General features: G+C 30.2%; 24 protein-coding genes. 17 read left to right on the top strand and 7 right to left on the bottom strand.

Annotated elements, in window-relative coordinates:
- Nucleotides 1-137 precede the first annotated feature (137 nt).
- The 6 genes from J3U66_RS02100 to J3U66_RS02075 all read left to right on the top strand — a co-directional run bounded on the left by J3U66_RS02100 (nucleotide 138) and on the right by J3U66_RS02075 (nucleotide 6227).
- Nucleotides 138-824 carry an RHS repeat-associated core domain-containing protein gene (locus J3U66_RS02100; RefSeq protein WP_267347756.1) on the top strand — a complete coding sequence of 229 codons (687 nt, stop codon included), beginning with the start codon at nucleotides 138-140 and terminating at the stop codon, nucleotides 822-824.
- A complete protein-coding gene (locus tag J3U66_RS02095; RefSeq protein ID WP_267332776.1) occupies nucleotides 805-1452 on the top strand; it encodes a hypothetical protein in 648 nt (215 codons plus the stop codon). Before J3U66_RS02100 ends, J3U66_RS02095 begins: the two co-directional genes overlap by 20 nt.
- A gap of 99 nt (nucleotides 1453-1551) precedes the next feature.
- Entirely contained in the window at nucleotides 1552-3045 is a 1494-nt protein-coding gene (locus J3U66_RS02090) for a hypothetical protein (RefSeq protein ID WP_267332777.1), read from the top strand.
- Nucleotides 3046-4377: 1332 nt separating this feature from the next.
- Complete coding sequence (locus J3U66_RS02085) at nucleotides 4378-4839, top strand: hypothetical protein (RefSeq protein ID WP_267332782.1); 462 nt, start codon at nucleotides 4378-4380, stop codon at nucleotides 4837-4839.
- 327 nt (nucleotides 4840-5166) lie between these two features.
- Nucleotides 5167-5601, top strand: a complete 435-nt coding sequence (locus tag J3U66_RS02080) for a hypothetical protein (RefSeq protein WP_267332783.1) — start codon at nucleotides 5167-5169, stop codon at nucleotides 5599-5601.
- Between the two features lie 251 nt (nucleotides 5602-5852).
- Nucleotides 5853-6227: an SMI1/KNR4 family protein gene (locus J3U66_RS02075; protein ID WP_267332784.1), complete on the top strand. Its 375-nt coding sequence runs from the start codon at nucleotides 5853-5855 to the stop codon at nucleotides 6225-6227.
- Nucleotides 6228-6275: 48 nt separating this feature from the next.
- Here the strand turns inward: J3U66_RS02075 and J3U66_RS02070 are convergent, their stop codons facing one another.
- Nucleotides 6276-6428: a hypothetical protein gene (locus J3U66_RS02070; RefSeq protein ID WP_267346531.1), complete on the bottom strand. Its 153-nt coding sequence runs from the start codon at nucleotides 6426-6428 to the stop codon at nucleotides 6276-6278.
- A gap of 44 nt (nucleotides 6429-6472) precedes the next feature.
- Here J3U66_RS02070 and J3U66_RS02065 point away from each other — a divergent pair, with 44 nt between their 5' ends.
- From J3U66_RS02065 to J3U66_RS02050, 4 genes are all read left to right on the top strand, one after another.
- Nucleotides 6473-7489 carry a hypothetical protein gene (locus tag J3U66_RS02065; protein ID WP_267347755.1) on the top strand — a complete coding sequence of 339 codons (1017 nt, stop codon included), beginning with the start codon at nucleotides 6473-6475 and terminating at the stop codon, nucleotides 7487-7489.
- A 191-nt stretch (nucleotides 7490-7680) separates the two neighbouring features.
- Nucleotides 7681-8106 carry an NTF2 fold immunity protein gene (locus J3U66_RS02060; protein WP_267332786.1) on the top strand — a complete coding sequence of 142 codons (426 nt, stop codon included), beginning with the start codon at nucleotides 7681-7683 and terminating at the stop codon, nucleotides 8104-8106.
- A 513-nt stretch (nucleotides 8107-8619) separates the two neighbouring features.
- On the top strand, nucleotides 8620-8973 hold the full coding sequence (locus tag J3U66_RS02055; RefSeq protein WP_267332787.1) for a hypothetical protein: 354 nt from the start codon (nucleotides 8620-8622) through the stop codon (nucleotides 8971-8973).
- Between the two features lie 1192 nt (nucleotides 8974-10165).
- Nucleotides 10166-10552, top strand: a complete 387-nt coding sequence (locus tag J3U66_RS02050) for a hypothetical protein (protein ID WP_267332788.1) — start codon at nucleotides 10166-10168, stop codon at nucleotides 10550-10552.
- Nucleotides 10553-10740: 188 nt separating this feature from the next.
- Here the strand turns inward: J3U66_RS02050 and J3U66_RS02045 are convergent, their stop codons facing one another.
- Entirely contained in the window at nucleotides 10741-11034 is a 294-nt protein-coding gene (locus J3U66_RS02045; RefSeq protein WP_267332789.1) for a hypothetical protein, read from the bottom strand.
- A 101-nt stretch (nucleotides 11035-11135) separates the two neighbouring features.
- Complete coding sequence (locus tag J3U66_RS02040; protein ID WP_267332790.1) at nucleotides 11136-11258, bottom strand: hypothetical protein; 123 nt, start codon at nucleotides 11256-11258, stop codon at nucleotides 11136-11138.
- A 117-nt stretch (nucleotides 11259-11375) separates the two neighbouring features.
- Here J3U66_RS02040 and J3U66_RS02035 point away from each other — a divergent pair, with 117 nt between their 5' ends.
- Together J3U66_RS02035 and J3U66_RS02030 are read left to right on the top strand one after the other, a co-directional pair.
- Nucleotides 11376-11546, top strand: a complete 171-nt coding sequence (locus J3U66_RS02035) for a hypothetical protein (RefSeq protein ID WP_267347754.1) — start codon at nucleotides 11376-11378, stop codon at nucleotides 11544-11546.
- 184 nt (nucleotides 11547-11730) lie between these two features.
- The gene (locus tag J3U66_RS02030) at nucleotides 11731-12636 is read left to right on the top strand and encodes a LysR family transcriptional regulator (RefSeq protein ID WP_267347753.1); all 906 of its coding nucleotides are present in this window, start codon (nucleotides 11731-11733) and stop codon (nucleotides 12634-12636) included.
- A 333-nt stretch (nucleotides 12637-12969) separates the two neighbouring features.
- Here the strand turns inward: J3U66_RS02030 and J3U66_RS02025 are convergent, their stop codons facing one another.
- Both J3U66_RS02025 and J3U66_RS02020 read right to left on the bottom strand, forming a co-directional pair.
- Nucleotides 12970-13770 (bottom strand): PQQ-binding-like beta-propeller repeat protein, encoded by an 801-nt coding sequence (locus tag J3U66_RS02025; protein WP_267347752.1) that lies wholly within the window; start codon nucleotides 13768-13770, stop codon nucleotides 12970-12972.
- A gap of 49 nt (nucleotides 13771-13819) precedes the next feature.
- A complete protein-coding gene (locus J3U66_RS02020; protein WP_267347751.1) occupies nucleotides 13820-15028 on the bottom strand; it encodes an MFS transporter in 1209 nt (402 codons plus the stop codon).
- Nucleotides 15029-15833: 805 nt separating this feature from the next.
- On the opposite strand from J3U66_RS02020, the gene J3U66_RS02015 reads away from it, so the two are divergent.
- Nucleotides 15834-16274: a putative T6SS immunity periplasmic lipoprotein gene (locus J3U66_RS02015; protein ID WP_267332795.1), complete on the top strand. Its 441-nt coding sequence runs from the start codon at nucleotides 15834-15836 to the stop codon at nucleotides 16272-16274.
- 322 nt (nucleotides 16275-16596) lie between these two features.
- Here J3U66_RS02015 and J3U66_RS02010 read toward each other — a convergent pair whose 3' ends face one another.
- Nucleotides 16597-17496 carry a LysR family transcriptional regulator gene (locus tag J3U66_RS02010; RefSeq protein WP_267347750.1) on the bottom strand — a complete coding sequence of 300 codons (900 nt, stop codon included), beginning with the start codon at nucleotides 17494-17496 and terminating at the stop codon, nucleotides 16597-16599.
- 126 nt (nucleotides 17497-17622) lie between these two features.
- Here J3U66_RS02010 and J3U66_RS02005 point away from each other — a divergent pair, with 126 nt between their 5' ends.
- The 3 genes from J3U66_RS02005 (at nucleotide 17623) to J3U66_RS01995 (ending at nucleotide 19648) form a co-directional block, all read left to right on the top strand.
- The gene (locus tag J3U66_RS02005) at nucleotides 17623-18315 is read left to right on the top strand and encodes an HAD family hydrolase (RefSeq protein WP_267347749.1); all 693 of its coding nucleotides are present in this window, start codon (nucleotides 17623-17625) and stop codon (nucleotides 18313-18315) included.
- A 273-nt stretch (nucleotides 18316-18588) separates the two neighbouring features.
- Nucleotides 18589-19029, top strand: coding sequence for a hypothetical protein (locus J3U66_RS02000; RefSeq protein WP_267347747.1), 441 nt, complete (start codon nucleotides 18589-18591; stop codon nucleotides 19027-19029).
- Between the two features lie 412 nt (nucleotides 19030-19441).
- Entirely contained in the window at nucleotides 19442-19648 is a 207-nt protein-coding gene (locus tag J3U66_RS01995; RefSeq protein ID WP_267347745.1) for a hypothetical protein, read from the top strand.
- Nucleotides 19649-19653: 5 nt separating this feature from the next.
- Here the strand turns inward: J3U66_RS01995 and J3U66_RS01990 are convergent, their stop codons facing one another.
- Nucleotides 19654-19863, bottom strand: a complete 210-nt coding sequence (locus tag J3U66_RS01990) for a hypothetical protein (protein ID WP_267332800.1) — start codon at nucleotides 19861-19863, stop codon at nucleotides 19654-19656.
- A 1055-nt stretch (nucleotides 19864-20918) separates the two neighbouring features.
- Between J3U66_RS01990 and J3U66_RS01985 the strand changes: the two genes are divergently transcribed.
- Complete coding sequence (locus tag J3U66_RS01985) at nucleotides 20919-21299, top strand: helix-turn-helix transcriptional regulator (RefSeq protein WP_267332801.1); 381 nt, start codon at nucleotides 20919-20921, stop codon at nucleotides 21297-21299.
- The last annotated feature ends 639 nt before the right edge of the window (nucleotides 21300-21938 follow it).

Here is a 21938-nt window from a genome sequence, read left to right as displayed (position 1 = left end):
CAAAACGCTATCTGTGGGACGGGCTAAGCATAATTCAGGAAACCCGTACTGACAGAAGCAAAAGCGCCTATATCTACACTGATGAAAGCGGCTATGAACCCTTAGCTAGAGTAGAGACCACCGGTACGGAACAAAAAGTGCTGTGCTACCACACCGATGTCAATGGTGCCCCAGAAGAACTCACTGATGAAGGCGGTCACATTGTATGGGCGTGTAGCTATCAGCTATGGGGCAAACCGATACAGGAAATCGAACACAGCCAGATACAACATCACCTAAGGTATCAGGGACAGTATTTAGACAGAGAAACGGGCTTACATTACAATACTTTCAGGTACTATGACCCGGATATAGGCAGATTCACGCAGCCGGACCCGATTGGGCTATCGAGTGGGTTTAATCTGTATCAGTATGCGCCTAATGGGGTGATGTGGATTGATCCGTGGGGCTGGAGTTGTCGTACAGATGCTAAAAAATTACGTACTAATATGAAAAAAGCGCATGTACCTGTGCCAAACTATAATTATTCAGCACACCATATTGTTATGTCTAATTCACAAGATGTAAGAATGAAAAAACTTAGAGATAAGATGAAAGTGCTAAAAGTGGGTAAAAATTCATTTGAAAATGGGGTATATTTACCGACTTCTTCTAAAGATAAAGCAAAGGCACAAACTAAAGCAATTGCTCATTCTAAAGTTCATACTGAAATATATATGGAGAATGTTTATAATAGACTTATAAATATAAATGTCACTAATGAATTCACTAATGAATTGAAAAAGATAGGTAAGGAGCTATTAAATGGAACATTTAAATATTAAACTAGGGAAATTGAATTTAGTTAACATAATAAATATCCTTAAGAAAAAATATGAAAATATTATGTTGTCCCCCAAAAAAATAAATGATGAATATTATCAAAATGCTTTGTCAGAATTTGCATATAAAAAAATATCTAAAGGTCCAAGTGTTAATATTAAACCATTTGATTTTCAGCTAGATGGTTTCAAAAAGGGTAGAGAATTAAAGGCATTACCAAAAAATATCGATTATACACATGTATATTACTTTGATAATAATAATAATTTGCTTTTAACTGAAATTTATGGTCAAGCAGAAAATATTGTTGATAGAGAGTACTATTTTTATGATGAAAATCATATTGAATCAATCTATTTTGCAAGTGGTACAAATAATGTACGTAATATTTCATTTTTGATAAATGAAAAAAAGCAAGCAAAATATTGGATAAATTATTCTGAATATGGATATGGAGTTTCGGAATATATTTATAATGATGATAAGCTTACAGAGATAAATGTTAAAATAAGACAACATGAAACAAATGAGTGTACATGCTTTACCAATTTTTTTGAATACAACAAAGGGGAATTAGTTAAAATAACGAGTAAATATTCTAATGGTTATGAAGAACAACTCTACCCATAAAAAACATGTTCATTAAATCTTTATTACTTATCTTGAACTGCAATAATAGCCAACATACCATAAAAAATTAACATGTTTATTAGTTAAAGGATATATGTTTTGAATGCTTTTTTTGATTTTCTCAATGAGAAAAAAATTAAATTTAATATAAGAAACCAATATATTTATATTCATAATGATTTAGATTTAAGATATACTAAAATTAAAACATTGCCTAATAATTTGATTGTTAACGGTAATTTAAATTTAGAATACCTAAATATTAACATATTACCAGAAAATTTATTTGTTAAGAAAAATTTAAATTTAGCATATACAAAAATTAAGTCATTACCTAATAAAATACGTGTTGATGGTAATTTGTATTTAAGAAATACAAAAATTAAAATGTTACCCCAAAATTTGGATGTTCGTGGTAGTTTAGATTTAAGATATACAAAAATTAATGTATTACCTAAAAATCTATGTGTGAATGGTAATTTATTACTTGCTCATACGAAAATAGAAACATTGCCTGATAATTTATCTATAAAGGGTGATTTATATTTAGAATATTCTAACGTTAAGATTTTACCTAATAATTTATCTGTTGGTGGTTTTTTAAGTTTAAATCATACAGAAATATATATGTTACCTGATGATTTAAATGTTAAAGGAAGTTTAGATTTAGCATTTACAAAAATAAAAACATTACCAGATAATTTTATTATTAATGGTTTTTTAATTTTGAATTCATCTAATATAAAAGTTTTGCCAGAAAATCTATCAATTAAGGGATTTCTAAGTCTAGATAATACAGATATTGAACAGTTGCCTAAAAGTTTATTAATTGGTGGTGATCTATTCATAAAAAACACGAAAATTAAAAATTTACCTGACAATTTTTTTATTGGTGGAAGTTTAGAATTAATAAACACAGAAATAGAAACATTGCCTGATAATTTAACAATTGGCGGTAATTTAAATGTAAAATCAAAAAAAATAAAAATATTACCAAAAAAAATGGTAATTAAAGGTAATTTAGATTTAAGTCACACTCAAATTAAAATTTTACCTCATGATTTAATTATTCTTGGCAATTTAGATTTGAAATATAGTAATATTGAATTATTACCTGAAAATTTTTCCCTTCAAGGAAATTTAAATCTAAGAAATACTAAAATTAAATTTTTACCCAAAAATTTGTTTATTGGTGGCAATTTAGATCTGAGCTATAGTGATTTAAGAACATTGCCGGAAAATTTATTTGTTAGTGGCTCTTTAAACTGTGAGTTTTCAAAAATTGAGTTTTTATCAAAAAATATTATTGTTAATGGTGATATAATTCTAAGACATACTCCAATCGAAATTTTACCTGAAGATTTTTCTATCAACGGCAGTTTAGATTTGGGATTTTCTAATATAAAAAAATTACCAGAAAATTTAAAAATTGCTGGTTATTTGAATTTAACTAACACTTCAATCGATATATTGCCTGACAATTTGTCAGTTGATGGAAATTTAAATTTAGTAAATACAAATGTTAAAAGATTGCCTAAAAATTTATCAGTCGGTGGAAAGTTATTTGTAAACAAAAATAACTCTTTGGAATAATATAAATACTACTATAATACGATGCGATTGCTAACCTACGAGGCCAAAGACGAAACCAAGACAGCCGCATTGAAAACTAAAACTTCGTACGCTTTAACTATATATTTCAAAGCAGTAGGAATACTTAACTGAGGCGGAGGAGCATTTAAAAAATAAAACCAAATCTAAAACAAGTGGAAAGAAATTTTAATCAAAAAACAACGCAGTCAAGAAAATACAGTATTCGGCGTCTATATAAAAGATGGGTTGTATTCATTAGCGCAATCCAGAAAAAACCATTGGATGGAGTTTTTTAATATATTTAATGATAAAGATGAATGGGATGGGGTAGACCTGAATAAGGTTAATATTTTATTTACCTATTCAGTAGCTGCACACACTTAAAGAGTTATTCGTTTCTATACGAGATGAACATGTACGAAAAAATGTACGCCCACAGCAGCCTAAAATTATCACTTATACAGGTCCATTAGCTGAAAAAATAGGTCTGGTGTAAATTGATGATAGATATACTTTTGTAGATCAAAAAGTTTTGATTCCACAGCTAACCGTAAAAGATCACTTAGATATTATTCATACAAAAGAGAATGTGGGAATGCATGGAGGTTCTAAAGATATCCAAATACATCTACTTAAATTCTATGAAAATGGCATTAATTGGGATGAATCTCAAAGTTTTTTTCCTCTGATGTAACACCGCCAGCACCTATCCAAAAACCTTTAACTAAAGAAGAATATTTACACTAGTATAAAGACTCGAGCGCAAGACCTTTATTAAGGTTTGGATGGAACAAGTTATAACTATAGTCTACTAAATAGGAAAAGAACGAGGTTGCCAAGATAAAGTTTGAAGGGCTAATCTGTTTTCAAGTTATCATCTTTTCAAATTACCATTACATTGACCCTAGCCGAAGCCAACACATCACTTCAGCTACCGTTTTAAGGATATGCTTTTAAGTGAAACCAACGCTTAAGGCACACGCAGCCATCGATACAATTAACTAAGCAAACAAATTACCACCACCTTTATACACCTACGACGAAAACGGGATGCGCCCACAGCAAACAGACCGCCAGCAGTACCTATTATTACCACTACGATGCCGTACGTCGCCTAATTGAAGTTCGTATCAACAAACACCAAATAAGACCGTGCGAACAAAGCCTACAACTGCCTTCAGGTCTTGTAATTATAGGATCATGTTAGTTTTTTATTGAAGAATTGTGTTATGCAATAGGATTATGTATAAAATGAGTTATTATAGATAAAAAGTTATAACTATCTAAAATTTTACTTAAACCAAAAACAGTGATAAACCGAAAGGCCATGTAATGAAAATTAATTTTCCATTTTTGTGGGCTGAAGTTGGCGTTTATTATGAAATTAGAAATACGGTTTTTAATCCGTTGATAGAAAATCTTAATAAATTAAACAAAACGCTTCCATATTATGACAAATTATTTAAAACAACAGATTATGATTTATTCTTTACTATCTCTGCCACACTAGAAAACAAAGATTTAGTTTACGGCCCGTTAGCCTCGTCAAAACGAAAAGTGGTTAATTTCTCAATTTTTATACCTTATAAAACGTTTAATTGTTACACACAACAAATGTTTTATATGCTTGATACCATAGAAGAGGGAATTATTTTTGTATTTAATAAATATAAAGTGGATCCTTCAGGGATAAACGAAGTGTTTGAAAAATTAAAAACATTGATTGCCAAAGATCCAGAAAAATATCAAAAATGGTTAAAAGATATTGATGCAAAAGATATAGATGAATGGTGACACTAGAATGAATAGAACTTAAGGCATTATTTACCTTACTTAGCATATAAAACGCCACCAGCGTTTAACCGAAATCTCCCATTAAAAAATTAAACTTACCGAACGCCTATGATGCCTTAGACCGATATATCGTAAAACATCATCGGGCATTAAATAAAAGAATAACACTCTATTTTATTTAAAGTTGATAGCGCTAAGTCTAAAATAGTTAAACGACAAAATGTTTTTTAAGACGACACATAGAAAACATTTTACTGAGATGAAAAAATAAACTCCAAAGCGATTGTAACAAAAATTTACTATTGTGAGTGAGTTTGAGGGGAAAATATGGAATGGACTGGTAATATGTATGGATTTTATACCGATAAATCCGTCGATGATGTATGGTTTTCATTAATTAAAAAATTATCATCTATTAATTATAAATATGAACAAAGTAGTTTTAGAGATGAAGAGTTTCTATTTTGTTATAAAAACGATGAAATGCGAGATTATCATGATAATCATGGTTACAATTTAGATTTACAAGGGGAAGGTTGTTTTTTAATTGAAGCAAAAAGCACACAGTTAAATGGAATAGCAACTTTATTTGAATTCGATAATGCTTCTGATTTTGAACCCTATGATATAAATTTGCAGTTTAACCAGGTCTTTTATTATGTACTTGTGTTACCTGATCTCATTGAGAATTCAAAATTTTGTCATGACATACATAGTTTGTTTATTAAGATTCTTCATGAGAAAAATGACAACATTAGGTAAATATCTACTTTCAAAGTTGTTATTGTTGAAATTGCATTAATCTGAAACAAGATATTTTATGAAATATCAGAGGACGCTATTCGATAGAGATGCATTAAACATACTTCATCTGAATGGTTTAAAACAATAGTCACCAAAGCTTTTTTTACAAGCTTTAAAAAAAGGCTAAAAATATTTTGATGATATGCTAACTTTAATACTAACAATTTTGTTTTTGAATTATACCCTATTCGTTGAATGGAGAATTTTAGATGGAAAAAAGAGTTATTGAAATGTTGAATATTCTTGAGCAAGAGATGAATATTAAATTTCCGAATTTGTATGTGAAATTTTTATCCGAAGAGGTTCAAGATAAAGAGCCATATGAATTAATCAATGAAAGGGAAGAGTACATATACATCTATAATATAAATAATATTAAAGAGAGAAATAGTACCTATAATATACAAGACGTTGAGCCTAATTATTTTTTAATCGGTCAAGATGGTGATATAGGCTATTTTGTATCTGTAAAAAAAGATAATGAATCTAATTATATATATAGTTTGGATTTGGGGGCGTTAGGCTGCCTTGACATGGATAAAGAAGCAACTGATATTTATCACTTAGGAAAATATGTTAAATGATGTATCTGAAAACACTATTAAAATGAATTGCTTCGTTTTCTTATACCATTAAGCTGATGATAGTTGAATATAAAATAGTGGATTGATTGGAGCAATAACTCGGTATAATGCTTTGAATATTTGCTCATGAATAATAAAAAAGAAAAATGCCCAAAGTGGTCCTAATTTTTGCGAAATATAGTCGTAAAGCTTAACTAACATAATATTATTAACTGTAGCGTATCAAAAGTTGGATAAAGAAAATAATGAATAAACCAGATCCTATTTTATATGATTTGCCCATGTTGATAGCTAAAAATAAAACAAATCTTTGGCAAGAGCATAGCACTAAAACTTCAACAGCTTTAATGCGTTTTTTAAAAAAACATGATTTATTGATTGGTGTTGAACCGTTTGATGAACAAGGAAAATTAAAAACTAATACAATAATTAAAAAGTCAAACCTGACGCCAGATGGCTTAGAATTATTTAAAACAGTTGTAAATAGTTGGTTAAAATATTTAGACAGGAGTAGTGCTACTAATAAATATCAAAACTTCAATCGACTTGAAAATGGTTTAACCGAAATTAGAGATTTTATAAAAGCAAGGGATGAAAAAGATTATACTTTACATAATTTACCAATGTTGCTTACTAGAAATAAAAACAAATGGTGGCTAGATAGTGTTATGCAAAGCTCAACAGCTTTATTGAGCTTTTTAAAAAAACATGAATTATTAATTGGGGTTGAGCCGTTTGATGAACAAGGAAATTTGAAAACCAATACGGTAATTAAAAAGTCAAACCTGACGCCTGATGGCTTAGAATTATATAAAACGGCTGTAGATGGTTGGTATAATTATCTAGACAGGAGCACTGTTGCTGATAAATATCAAAACGTCAGCCGTCTTGAAAAAGGTTTGGCAAAGATTAGGGAAAATAAAAACAAAGAAGTCGATTTTATCGTATACGATGTTGCTGTGTCACTGGCTACTAATAAAATCAATCAGTTACCTGAGCCTATCATACAGTCTTCAATTGCGTTATTGGTTTTTTTAAAACAACATCAATTATTGATCGGTGTTGAACTATTTGATAAAAAAGGAAATTTGAAGACTGATACGGTGATTAAAAAGTCAAACCTGACGCCATATGGCTTAGAATTATTTAAAACAGCAGTAGATGATTGGTTAGCGTCAGTAGACAAAACAACTGCTGCTAATAAATATCAAAACGTTAGTCGTCTTGAACAAGCTTTAGCACAAATTAGAGAAAGTGATTAAGTTAATTCGTATTGAATTGAAGCGTTGTTTCTGATTTTTGTTGATTCATTTTTAGACGTTTATCGAGAAATGAATTAGCATTGGGTTATTGTTGTTAAATAACCTGCCATAAAATAGATCGCCTTAGGATCAATCATTCAAAGTTTAAAGAAATGGAAAGAAAAATATATATTTGTTAGTTAAGGAATAATATGGAAAAAAATGTACAGCAGGCTGTATCAGTGTTAAAAAATTTTATAACGGATATGAATAAGTGGGAAGGATATTGTGAACCACTTTGCGAGCTAATCGAAAATGGTGAGGATGACGAGCCTTTAAAAGATAAGATGAGAAGTGAGTTAAATACTATATTCAATCAGTATTGTACTATTAAAGAAAGAAAGTACGGTCGCCAAGTTTCATTAGACTGTGGATATCCACCAGAGTATTCACCCGATGAAGAAATACTAAAAACAGAACAACTATCAGAAAACAAACTACTCATTTATACGCAACAACATACAGAATTTAAAAGTCAGTTTCGTTATTCCTTAATATATACTCATAAACAATGGCGAATTGATAAAAAAGAAATATTTGATAAGTCTGACAATAAATGGGAAAAATTTTCATTATAAAAAGGGATAACGGCTTGTAACATCGCTTTAACTTGATAATTGTCGTTATTCGATTGCTAAGCTGTATGCCTGAAATTATAGATATCACTACCAGCCAATATAAGCTCAATAAACGAAATGAATTTATTTCATTTGATGAGTTGTTATCTCTATTTACCTTTTTTTAGATACGTTAAATAAAAGCTAAAAGCCTATAGCGTATTATAAAATGAATTAAGTCGTCTTTATTACATAACAGAATAAAGACTATTAAATGGCATTGACACTTAAAATTATATTGAATAATTTTGCCTACTTTGTGATTGATGCTTATAACATTATGCCAATGTAGCAATAAGACTTAAATTTTTAACTTACTTAAATATAAGCTATTAAATTTAATTAAATCAATGTAATGCAAAGTATCGTTGAACAACATACTGTTAAATTAAATGTTATATTGTTAACACCATATAATGTTATAATTTAATAAGTTCCAATTAATTTTAAAGAAGTTATGACAAAGTAAAAAAAATGATAACTAAAGCGATACCAATCAAATACGGCATTATTTATGCTCGAAACGCATTAATTCTAAAAAAGGTTAACTTGGATTGCTACCCGTTTACATTGATTGTTGAAACGTCATTATCGCTAGCTAATTGTCAGCCCGAAGTGTTGAACGTGCCTGATGTATGGGTAAAATTTATTTTTACTGATATTGATAACTTATCTATTTATCAATTAGATAATTATCCTAATCAAAGATATTTAACCTCAAGTTTTGATCTTGTTGAACAAGTTCATCACAAAGGTAAAAAACGCATAATACTCAGCACATACGATCATATTTTTGATATTGTTGGTCGTTATCGTATTGAATACTAAGCATAATCAAACGTCGAGTATTGATTAAAAATAATCGGTTTAACATGACTAAAAAATAAACTGGCAATGTTAGATAAAAGTTGTGTTAATGAGCGCTATAAGATAGTGCGTTACTTGGTGTTAAAAATATTGCAATTGGTCCTCATTTTTACTTGAACAGATGGACTTTGGGTTCAAATCAAAATGCAATATTATTAGAGAAAGTAACACAATCTAACATCCAAGTAAATCTAACAAAACGTAAAACAATTAATGTCAAACTATATTGGTTACCCGCTTAACAAGGTGTAAAAAAAATACTGCCACTAAATACACTATATTATCCAACTACTGAACCTCTTCAACATTAATATTATGAACCTCATAACTTGGTCATTTTCGATAAGAATTGATAATAATAGTCGAATTAATGATTATAAAATAATAGGTTAGTGAGAAGCGTAATTTTGAATAGATAATGTACCTGATCATTAATTTACAAAAGGTTTAAAGTCAATATTTTTGAAGAATCAAAACTTATTGATGTCATGGGAGTCGATTAGTCTATTATCAATAGAAAAAAGTAACTTGTTAGTTCTAATTAACCTATAACCATCAATATGTTACATAAAGAAATTAACAAATTTTTTCGCGGTTGATTGTATAATTACTAGGTATTGATTATTAATATTATTTTTTTTCGGTTAATAAGCTATGGACGATATATTCAGTATTACTCATGCATCAGTTTTATACTAATTGCAAACTTTATCCAATAACACACACATCTTACTCTTGGAAAATTGAATTATATTGAAAATGAATGTAATCGAAATTAATTTAGTGGTTTTCTAACAAAGATGATATGCGTCAAAGTGTAAAGTCATTGTTGAAAAAGTGTAAAGTTTATATTAATATATTAGAAACTATATATAGAATATATGGTTATTAAATAAAAATTATTGATAAGAGTAATTATTTCTAAGCCTTAAGATGATACTGCAAATATAATCAATCAGTTCACAGCTATATAGGAATGTAAATCAAAGTCAAAGGTTAAAATAATAAAAAATTAATATAACATGCGCTTATATCAGATGGTTAACATACTTAGACAATATAAATTCGATAAAGAATAAAATATTCATATGTAGCGCGATTATCAATTAATGGATTAAAAGTCATTTTTTTACAAAACAGATTCGGAGTTACAATGAAAAAACTAATTAGTATATTTTTAGCATTATTTGTAGTTGGGTGTGCAAGTAATATAGATCCAATGATTGAACAAAAAGCAAAAGAGCCATTATACTGCGATGGGGCTGAACAATGTTCTCTATATTGGAAAAGAGCGGAATATTGGGTTTCAACAAACTCTAGATGGAAACTTGAAACAGTAACAGATGTGACTATTAGAACAGCTAATCCATTAGCGAATGATCCTTACTTAGCATTTCAGGTTTCTAAAAAACCTATTACTTCTGATAAATATCAAATCTTGATCGCCGCATATTGCGATAATATGTTTGGATGTGTACCAAATAAATATGGCGCTATGGCTGCATTTAAACAGTATGTTAAAACAGGAATGGATAACTAATTCAATTACATCCCCGTTTAATCATAATTATCCTAAAACCTTCATTTCGAAGGTTTTATTTTAGTTGCTGAAATTTTTCGTAAAAAAATAAAGAATTCACTCATCTAGATAATTGAATACTGAATCAATCATTTATAAAAATGAGATCACCTTCAATAATGTTTTGTGCTTTTAGAAAAGTATTATCCCTACATGTATTTAACACTGAAAATATGTAAGTCACAACGCTTGGTTGGGGTTGGGCAACAATGCCTTGGATTGATTGATATTTTGTTATCTGGCAGGTCGGCTATATATTGTGATTTTGGCCAAATTTTATTGAAATCATCATGGGTTAGCATCATTTTGGTGCTTTCGGTTTGCTTGTTGCTGGTTTGAGGTAATTTAGCCTCAACGGCTTGTGCTTTTTTAAGCGCACTAGCTTGGCTATTTTTAGCGGTCAATGTTCTGATGACTAATAATTGTAGGTTTTTATCTTCCACTAAACCTTGTGCTACAGCGTACTCAACTTTTGGTAAAAACTCCGCTATTGCATTACGGCTTCCACTGCGCCTGCAAGTAGCTTTGGTGTATAGGGAATAATCTAGTCAAAAATAGGCCAAACTAGTGATAGTAATCCCTGATGAGCCAATACTGTTAACACTGTTACTAAACTTGCTGTACGTTCACATAATTTTGTTTGAGTAATACCTAATTCAAACAGCATATCTAACCATATTTTACGGTCTATAGGACGAATGGCAATATCAACATTTATTCAGTTAATGATGTTGTCGAAGTAATTAATATTGATTTTCACGGTAATCAAGAGCTTCCCGTAATATTGGGCAAACTCGACAATTATTGGCGACTTGCAAAATGGTTATCATGGGCTGAACGTAGCGCTTGGCAAGTTGAACAGGGTAATGAACGGGTCAATTTATCTAGCAATAATTTAACCATTCAATTATTTCCAAGTGGCAAGTTAGCGTTAGTTTCACTCTACTCATCTTAAATTAGTTTGTAAATTGTAAATAGAGTAAAATCATCCCAACTTTAGAATATTTACTATAAACTTTTAACTAATCTTACTATATGTTTAAAACTTAGAAAAGTCATGAATTTATTGGTAAATTAGTGTGATAAAATACATTGAGTACCCCATCGATTTAATCATCAATTGCGAAGTAATTTAAAATATGGATATTTATAATAAAAAACTACCAACAATCAGGCAATTGCAATATTTTATTGCGATTTGTGAAATGCATAGTTTTCGTGCTGCAGCAGATAAACTGGGTGTAAGTCAACCGCCATTATCCGTGCAAATAAAAGAACTAGAAGATAAATTGCAAGTGAGCTTATTTTTAAGAAATTCTCACAACATGGTATTAACTAAAGAAGGTGAAAAATTTAAAAGCCAAGCATTGGAGGTATTAAACAGTTTATGTCAATCAGTGGATAATATTAAATCTTGTCAAGGCAATCAAGTCATGTTAGGTATGACGAAAACACTGTGTTTTGATTTTATACCTTTTTTCAAAAGGTTTTTAGCAAATTTCAATGATAATATAAAACTTTATCAACATGACTACACGTCTAAAGAGCTGTTATTAGAACTTCAAAAAGGCAATTTGGATTTTGCTGTTGTATCTGATTTTGCTTCAAGAAACCAACAAGAAAATTCGATGCTAATTTATCAGGAGCCGCTTATTTTGGTTCTTCCAGAAAGCCATCCTTGTAGCCAACAAGATTATGTTGATCTTAATGATGTCACTGATTTACCGTTATTTTGGTTTAAAGCCCATTTAAATAAGACTTTTTATGCACAGTGCGAGTCTGTATTTAAAACGTTAAATCATCCATTGGTTCGTCGAGCTGAACGACCAGACACGCTGTCTATGTTATTGGATATTGCATTAGGGAGAGGTATGATGCTATTACCTCAGTCGATGACACAGGCCAACATTGATGGGGTAGTGTATAAAAAATTGATTAGTACCCAAACCAGTAAATTATATATCGATATTTATCTTGTTTGGCGAAATAATTTACACGCTAACTTGATTTATGAACAAATTATCAATTATTTCAAATCGTTATAAGTAGTTACTTAAGGGGTATTTGACTAATTGTGATGTAAAAAGAGTGACGATAGCGTTACCAAGTGGTTTGCATGATTAAATATCGTATTCATGGCTACTGTCGTTTTTACTCTAGACCAACTCTATAACCATTAAACGTTTAAAAATAGCATTGCGATAGATTGTAAACACTTGATATTATCGTATTAAAAAATTAGAAAGATTTTTACATACTAATGATAGTATGGCTAAAAGTTCGGACCTGATTTTGTTTAAAAAGGTCCGAAATGACATTGATTGAAATGATACCCTTAAAAAATTCTATCTTTGCCGATAATTAATCAAGCGTGTTTATTATGGGTTGATGTTAGTTAATTGATAAACCGATTCATCACCCCAAGTACCGATATACAATTGGTTTTTGTACAGACTTAACGCTACAGCACCAGACAATGATGTAACTAGTGTAGTGGTACTTTTGCTATTGACATCGACTTTACGAACTGCACCTGCCCCATTATCAATGACAGCAACTTCGCTAGGTGAAAGACTTACTATACCTACACCGGGTTGGTTAAATGCACTCCCTAATTCTATCTGTTTTCCATTAGGTTCGATTAAAGTTAAGCGTCCACTATATTGTGACACAACTAAGCGATTGTCAGCTAATTGTGTTACACCGACAGGTAATGATAATCCTTTTGCAACAACCTTTTTTTGCTTTGTCGTTAAATCCAAAGCGACAACCTCGCCAGAGGAGCGATTAGTAATCAACAATTCACCTGTATTAGAAAATGCAATTCCAGTTGGCGTATGATAGTCAGTCGATATTTTTTCTACTTTGCCATCTTGGGTGATTTGTAAAATAAAATTGCCACTATAAGATGAAACATAGATATTATCTTGTTTATCAATAACTATTCCTGCAGGAGAGGATATGTTGTTATAAATAGTGTTACGTTTACCTTCAGTTGTGATTTTTTCTATTGAACTTCCAGACCAATTTGTCACATACATCGAACCTTGGCTATCGAAGGCGATAGCGGTTGGCGCACTAAAAGATTTTGCAATAAGATTCAATTTTGCCATAGCTAATTCCCCATATAGAATAAAACAGATAAATAGTGCAATTTGAAAAAATACTTTTTTGATCATTGTTTTTCCTCGTAAAGTGATAGTATTGCGATATATGTTCGCCTATTGTTTAAGTATTGCTCTGTTTAATTTTGATTAATTTAATACCAAGTAAAGCTAAAGCAACATTAAGTATGGTTAAAATTAAGATAGCCACAATTAAATTAGGCCAATTTAATTGTTGATAAATGCTTCCTAATAAATAAGTGCCTAAACTGCCACCAATAAGGCATGCAAGTAAATATAAAGACGATACCGCGCCTCGTAAGTCGAGTGGTACAATTTGATTAAGCATAGCCATGACAATTGGTTGAATTCCAAATACAAACATAAATAGACAAAAAATACCTAAACTAATCATTAATATGTTGGTACCAAAACCAATGATCATAATTGAAGCACTTACGCATAAAAGTAATAAGATGAGTAAATTGTTTTTATTGATAATCTGTGCCAATTTTCCCGTAATGATCGAACCAATTATTGCGCTGATTCCTGCAAAATTTAACCAACCAAGTTCTGTTGAGGTTAGATAAAATGGTGAACCTTTCAAATAAAAAGTGAGCAATGAAGACAACCCTAAATAAACAAAAAAGAGCAAAAATCCAACCAATAAGAAAATAATGACAGTTCGATTAAACAGCAGTTTTGATGCGTGTTGATAAGTTTCAATGATGCTGATTTTAGCCGTGTTGTTTAAAGTGGGTTTGATCGCAGATGGAATAAAAATAGTGACAATTAAAATCAGGCAAGCATAAACCCCAAAAGCAACTTTCCAAGAATAGATATCGGTTAACATGGCTGCTAAACTACGACTGAATATCATTCCTACAATTGAGGCCGAAATTAACATCCCCATTGCTTGTGATAATTTTGCGTTGTCTGTATTTTTGGCTGTGTAAGCAAATAAAGCAGCCGGTACTGAGGCGGCAAAAAAGCCAATTAATGACATTACACTAAGATATAGATTAAATGACGTTACTATATTGGCAATGCATAGGCAAAGTACTGTGCCAAGACTGCCAAATGTCACTAACAGACGTGTTGATAGTTTATCTGATAATGGCCCATAGATAAAAAAGGCTAATGCATAAAAAAAACATGATAAGCTAAAAACTAATCTCGCATCTAAAATCTCAATGTTAAAGTTTATCGATATCTCCTGAAAAATAAGTTGAGTAATATAAACCGAACCAACCAAAAGCATAATAAGAAGTGCAGATATAATAATGCTCATTTTATTTGATAATCGTTGAGTGGATGTCATCCTTGAATTCATACGGCTAAAGTTCCTTATTAAACAATATCGTGATTGATGTGTACTGAAGGTTTAGGTCGAGAGTAAAACGATCTAAACCTTAGATTTACTATCACTGTTTTTGGCAATAAGCATAGGATAACAAGTGTAAAATATGGAAATACTTATTTTGTGATAGTAAAAAACTATCAGAGTTGAAAAGTCAGTTTAAAACGTGTTGCTTAAGTGTTTTTACTATAAATATTAATCGGTATAACAATACGTTAGCTATAAAACTTAGTTTGATCGTATAAAATCAAACAGTCTAATTGATTTCTGTTTTTGAATAATAGGGATAAGCAAAGTCGACTATCCTTATGCAAGGAATGATGATTAAAAGGCGTGGTTATTTAAATAAAACAATGTAAATTTTCATCTAGATAATTGTCTTGTAAAATAACAAAAAATGATGATTGTGCTATTAAAATGGTAATTGAAAATGTATTTATGAACAGTGAATAAATTAAATTACTTGCTTTATGCTCAATCTCTTTTTTTTATTACCCGTTTATTCAGAACAAAGTTTTTAAAAAAAGTTCAGTTAGGTCTTGGAAACAATCAATCTAAAATGACCGAATTATTCATCTCATTTTTAAAATTAATTATTGTTATGCTTTGTAAGCATAAAGCGCAGATAGTTTAATTTCAAGATGAATGATTTATTCAACTTTATGGCATGTATAAGATTGTTATACATTGTTTTTTGAATAGCTGATTGATTAAAAAATAAGGTTATTGGATAATGTGGCGACTAAATAACCATGTCTGCACTATATGGAATAACAAAATGAAATTAAATCTAATTCGTCCGTTATTTTTTATTACCATTGTTTTGTTATTAACCGGCTGTTTTTTTTGTACCTATAAAGTCAACACCGCTGAAGTTAAATTAGATCAAAATCAAAAAGTTTGCATCAACATACCAAAAGAAAAAGCGCGTTCAACTGATGTGTTTAATATTTCATCTAGCAGTATTTTTGTAACGCATATTGGGTATATTTGGGAACAGGAAGATCATGGTTCAATTTATCAAGCTAAAGCAGGTGAATGTTTACGCTTTGATTATCCTTTTCAAGTCGATGTTGATTATTCAATTGATTTTGTTTCAACCAACCTCAAAAATAATGAGGATAAACCATGGATTGCTAGTTTTCGGTTAAAAAAGAAGGCTGATGGTAATTTGAAAATATTATGGCCAAATGATCCTGATGAAACTAAAACTGAATAAATTCAGTCAATATTTAATTTTTTAACAGGTTTTATATAAAATTTGTACATTTAATAGATAGGTTACGTGATTATAGATAAAATAAAATGACATCACCATTATTAGTTAATTATGAATGTTCATATACCCATTTTTTTATGAATGATTAGCTATCAGGCAAAATCCCATAAATTATTCATACCATCGATCGCTATTAATTTATCCAATAATTATTCAAACTAACAAGCTAATACATTTGCGATCAGTTCCCATATTAGCATAATAATTTGACCTAAATGATTGCTGAGTTTGAGTCGCGCTTTAGTGGGGATAAAAAACAAAACTAGCAATGATTACCCTGTATTTTACCGCTATCTTTATTCACTACATCAATAAAAATATTTCGAAAATCACACATTACTTTGTCATTCCAGACCATTGCTATGTCCCAATGTACTGTTTTTTGTTTAGGAATGATGAGTTTTACGTTCCTTGGCAAAAATTGCTTCATACTTTGTGGCATAAAGGCAATAGCATTGCCGCCAGCAACTAACGCTAATAGTGTTGTCAAATCACCATTTATTAATATTTTATTAGTTTGAAGTTGATTTTGTATCAAAAATTGTTCGGTTTGTTCTGCCAGACATGGAAAGCGATCTTTATCGAGTTGATATAAAGGATAGTGCTTTAAAATTGCCGATAAGTTATGCCAATCGATAGGGCTACTAGAGGGAATGGCTAAGGCAAGTTTTTCGTGGACAATAAGCTGTGAACTTAGTTGATTAGTAAAAGGCATCCGTAAAAATCCGATTTGTAGGGATCCTTCTAATAGCATATTAATTTGAACACTTGAAGGAAGCTGATTGAGCGTAACTTGGCAATCAGGTCTTTGTTTGACAAATTGATCAACCCATAATGGTATTTTTTGATAGGTAGATAGACTAAACCCAATTGATAAGGTTTGTTGATACTTTTTATTTATCTGTTTGGCATAAGTAAGAAAATTGTCATGTGATTGTAGAATCGACTTTGCTTGAGCATAGAGTTGACCACCAAAAGTAGTCGCGGTTGCACCTTGCCGACCTCGAAAAAAAAGTTGACCGCCAGTTAAAGATTCTAACGCTTGTATTTGTTTGGATAAAGCCGGCTGGGTAATAAATAACGCTTTTGCTGCCAAACCGTAATTACCGGTTTCAACAAGTTTTACAAAAGCACGTAATAATCTTAAATCTATTCCTTGCATTTATTGAATCCTAAAAAATTGGAATTATACAGAGTCTAAAATCAAATCTATGATAGGCGTTATTTAGTCAGGATAACAGATATGGGTTGTTTTGACTTGTGTAAGATAAAAGATAAGGAAAAAATTATGCGTGAAACTCTTACTAAAATTACTGCGGTATTGTTTGATATGGATGGGGTATTGATTGATTCGAATGAGGCAATTGAACGAGCGTGGCGTGAAGCTGCACACATGTATGGTCGAACTATTAGTGACACAGATATGGTTAAACATATTCATGGTCAACCTGGTCGACATACGATTGCGACGCTTTTTGGAGATTTGCCTAGTACTGATCAACAAAAAGTTCAGGCCCATATTATTTATGTTGAAAACACTGCTATTTACAAACCAATTGCTGGCGTTGCTAAGTTCATCACGGCATTACATAAAGCCGGCGTTAAAGTTGCCATCGTTACCAGCGGTTGGCTAGACAAAGTCAATTCGGTCATGAATTTATTGAAAGTGAAGGAGTGTATTTCGGTCATTATTGATCGTGACAGCGTCACTCGAGGTAAACCTTATCCAGACCCTTATCTAAAGGCTATCAAGTATCTTAATATTGCAGCAAAACAGGCAATGGTCTTTGAAGATTCAACCAGTGGCGTTAAATCTGCTGTGGCAGCAGGAACATTTTGTGTCGGTGTTGGTCATGAATCGCTAATGACTTTAGGGGCAAAATTTACGATTGCCGATTTTTCGCTTATAGAGGTGATTATTCAGCCTAATGGACGCGCAATTATTGATTTTGGTAATGCGCATCGAATATTGGTTGGATAGAATAAAATAACCTTGAATAAATTCGCTAAATTTGAGTAGACGATGGAACAAATTGTTAAGTCACCAGTTGATCTCTTTAGTCGAATAGGCCAATTTTCATTAATTGATTACCCAGAGTAGATTCGCATTTTTATTTTATATGCTTCTATTTATGATTTTTTTATTTGTTTTTTTGTTTTATTTTGAGATAAAAGAATTTTGTTCGTCTTTTTAATTGATCCTTATTGTTAAATCACCTACTATTGATACTCAATTTATAAGTAATGGAATGATATGAATAAAAATATAATTATTGGACTGGCGTGTTTAGTCATGTTTGGATGCAGTGAAAATAAAGTCACCGAACAAATGCTTATTGGTAGTTGGTCTTGTGTTTCGAATCTAAAGTCTGCTAAATGGCGAAATGGCGCTTTTGAGGATTATGGTGAAGTTAAAACCGAAAAGGGCAATATTAATTATCTGTTAGAAGGTGGCCAGCTTTTATGGAAAACAGAAACAGATTCACACCCCTTTGATTTAAAAACTTTTTATGATAAACCTAAACAGTTAAAAATAGCTCATGGTGGAATGAGAACTGTTCATAAAAGTATTGAGTATTATTCACAGAATAAATTTAAAATGGTTAATGTCTTTGAAACCATTTATCCAGAAGATAGCCTAAACAATCATAGAGAAAAAATTGAGTTTGAATGCTTACGTCGTTTAAATATATAAATGGTATTAAGATCGAGACGATCTTTTATGTTTAATAATCCAGTTTTGTGATTGTTTATCAGCTAACACTGTTTAGTAATTTTGTTAATTAAAGGTTGTTAAGAAATCAGTTGATAAAAATAGATTACAGGTTAACGTACCTTTGAGCAAACTAATTCCAATTTTACTATCAAAATTGTTGTCATTTAATTAGTTCAAAAAATTTATCATGAATTAATAATGCTTGCAAATCAGATTAATTTTATTATTTTTAATAGATTACATTTTTATATCACTATTTTGCTTTTGATAGCCAAACGAATGAAACAAAATAAAGTTAATACCAAGCTTGATTTTTTATTGAAACCGCGTTTATATAGTACTGATAAGTAATGTGCTTATCGCTAACATAACCTTACTGGAGAAGCTTATTATGGTACAAAAATTTGCTGCATACGGTAGTGATGTTTCAGCTGGCACTTATAAGTGTGCCGACTGTGGTTATATTTATTCAAACCAAAGTAAGAAATCTTTACCACCTTGCCCTGATTATAATAAAAAACCGCATAGCAAAAATGGTTGGTATGTGATCTCAGGTCAAGGTGATTCTGTGAAAGATCCTCATCCAAATAAAAAATAATTGTTTTACGTTTCATCAAAAGGTAACCAATTTGTGTTACCTTTTCGATTATTTGCTTGCTCGTTTAATATTTGTTGTTTTAATGGCTCTAGCAAATCACGAAACCAAAACAGCGCTATGTCTTTATCCCGTTCCCTTAAATTCAAATTTTCAGTAATAACTCTTGAAAGTAATTCAGCCCGTTCAATTGTTTTTATTTTTTCTAACTCATCCATTATTTATTACCCTTTTACTGCATTTCTATACAGTTAATAATAATTACCTTTCCGACCAACTGTTAGTTGATAATATTATTGATTAATCAGAATGTTATAAATTTTTCTGGTTATTTAACAAAATGTCATTTTAGCTAACATTAACGATACATTTGGATCGGTTTTACTAATGTTGTTTTAAAAATCACTTTCAGAACAGACCTTTAAAAAAACCATTATTTGGCTTTTAACCTAGACTAATCTGCATTTACACTATACCGTTAATTTTTTATTTTTGCTATCCCGATAAATTTAAAAAAGTCGATGTTTGGTTAAATTAAATGTGTGAAAAGATCGTTTAATTTTATTAAAGTTATATATCTTTTAATTAGTTATAATGCTAACGGTTTCCAATTATTTTTTATTAAACATTTTTATTAGAAAAAATAAAGTGAGTTAAATTTGCATTTTTAGAATTGCTTTACTTTTTGGAATGATTAATTAATGGATAAAAATATCGTATTTTTTTTAAAACAAGCATATTATGATGATATATGATATGTCAGTAAAACGGAGCATTATAAAAAACGTTTTTAATAATTTTGTTCGAAAAATTAACTACTCAGAATTTTATACCCAGTTTTAAGGTTAAGTTTATTAATTTGTAAAAAAATTAATGTTGGCTTATTCCATAATTTAGTGCTTAAATATATGTTATGACTCATAAAGGATCCTTGAGTAAGTTAAGTAAAGGATTATATACTTTAAAGACTTTTATGGATAAACTCAGTCATGTAGCTTAAGGTTATTTTCTATTCGGCTTGTTCGTGAATCTTATTTTTCACGGATGTATTTTGCCTAATCAGCACTCATGTCTATATCCAAACAAGTTTGTCAATCGTAATATAACTCGCTGAAATAGAGATTGAAATTGATGTCATCATGGTGCATTATTCCTAGCTAATTGTAATTTATGGTTGTGTTTTAATTTAACTTGCAAGGTTAAACTAAATATAAAATTCTTTTAGTTTAAGTTTAATGTTTTTTTAATTATTTTTATCTGAGCTTAATTTATTATGAGTATTAATTTTAATTCTGGTGGAGCTAAAGTATTAGATAGAATCATTGAAGCTTATGGTTTTCGATCCAAAGTTGAATATAGCAATTATTTGGGGACATCTGCAGCAAGCTTATCCATTCGCTATAAACGAGATTTGTTTCCTTCTGATTTAGTCGTTAAATGTATGGACGAAACAGGTGCATCATTACAATGGTTGGCACATGGCCAAGGTGATTTTAATCACGTAGATACGGATAAAGCAGTGGTTATATATGATAAAATTTTAGATAAACTAGAGCGACTAATAACCTTCAAAGAAAAGGGGGACATTACACCGCAAGAGTATAATGAATTGAAAAGGGCACTTATCAAAATGGGTGATGTAAATAATGAATAGTGAATAAAAGCTATTAAATAATCATCTCTTTTTAAAATAAAACATCCCAATTCATGGATAAACTAATTTTTTTGATAACATGACATTATTAGATGCCCACCATATTTAATTCTTTTGCTAGCTAGTCAATTTCAAATTTGTTTTTTATTTAATTGATGTTAGATGAGTTGAATGTTATGAATCACTTAAATAAAGCAAATAATCTAATTCGTTTAACTTGGACTAGCTATCTATTTTGTTTTAACTTATTCTTTATTTTTATGGTAATAGCGTCGTTATAATGGAATGGATTAATAATAGCCGTTGAGTGTTATTTGATGTAACTTTGCCAGTCTTATTTCAGCTTGATAAAGATGAACGTTTAGCTATGCTTTATATTTAATGTATTGAATATTTTGATAAACTAAAAATAATTGATTTGAGAAAATGTCTATCATTACCTATCTTATTAAGATCAATTGCACAATAAAAATGTACTAACTTAATTAAATACTCTTTTTTTATAAAAAATTTTGTGTAAGATAACCATCAAATATATTAATGAATAAATATTTGATAATTATCAGCAGTTACTAGAGTACTTACTCAAAATAGTGAATGAGCATTTTTTATCGGGTAAGATTAAATAATACAATAAGG

This window comes from Gilliamella sp. B2969 (assembly GCF_026536195.1).
In the GTDB taxonomy this organism is placed as follows: Bacteria; Pseudomonadota; Gammaproteobacteria; order Enterobacterales; family Orbaceae; genus Gilliamella.
The sequence above is the reverse complement of the archived record's forward strand: the minus strand, read 5'-3'. Positions and strand labels throughout refer to the sequence as shown.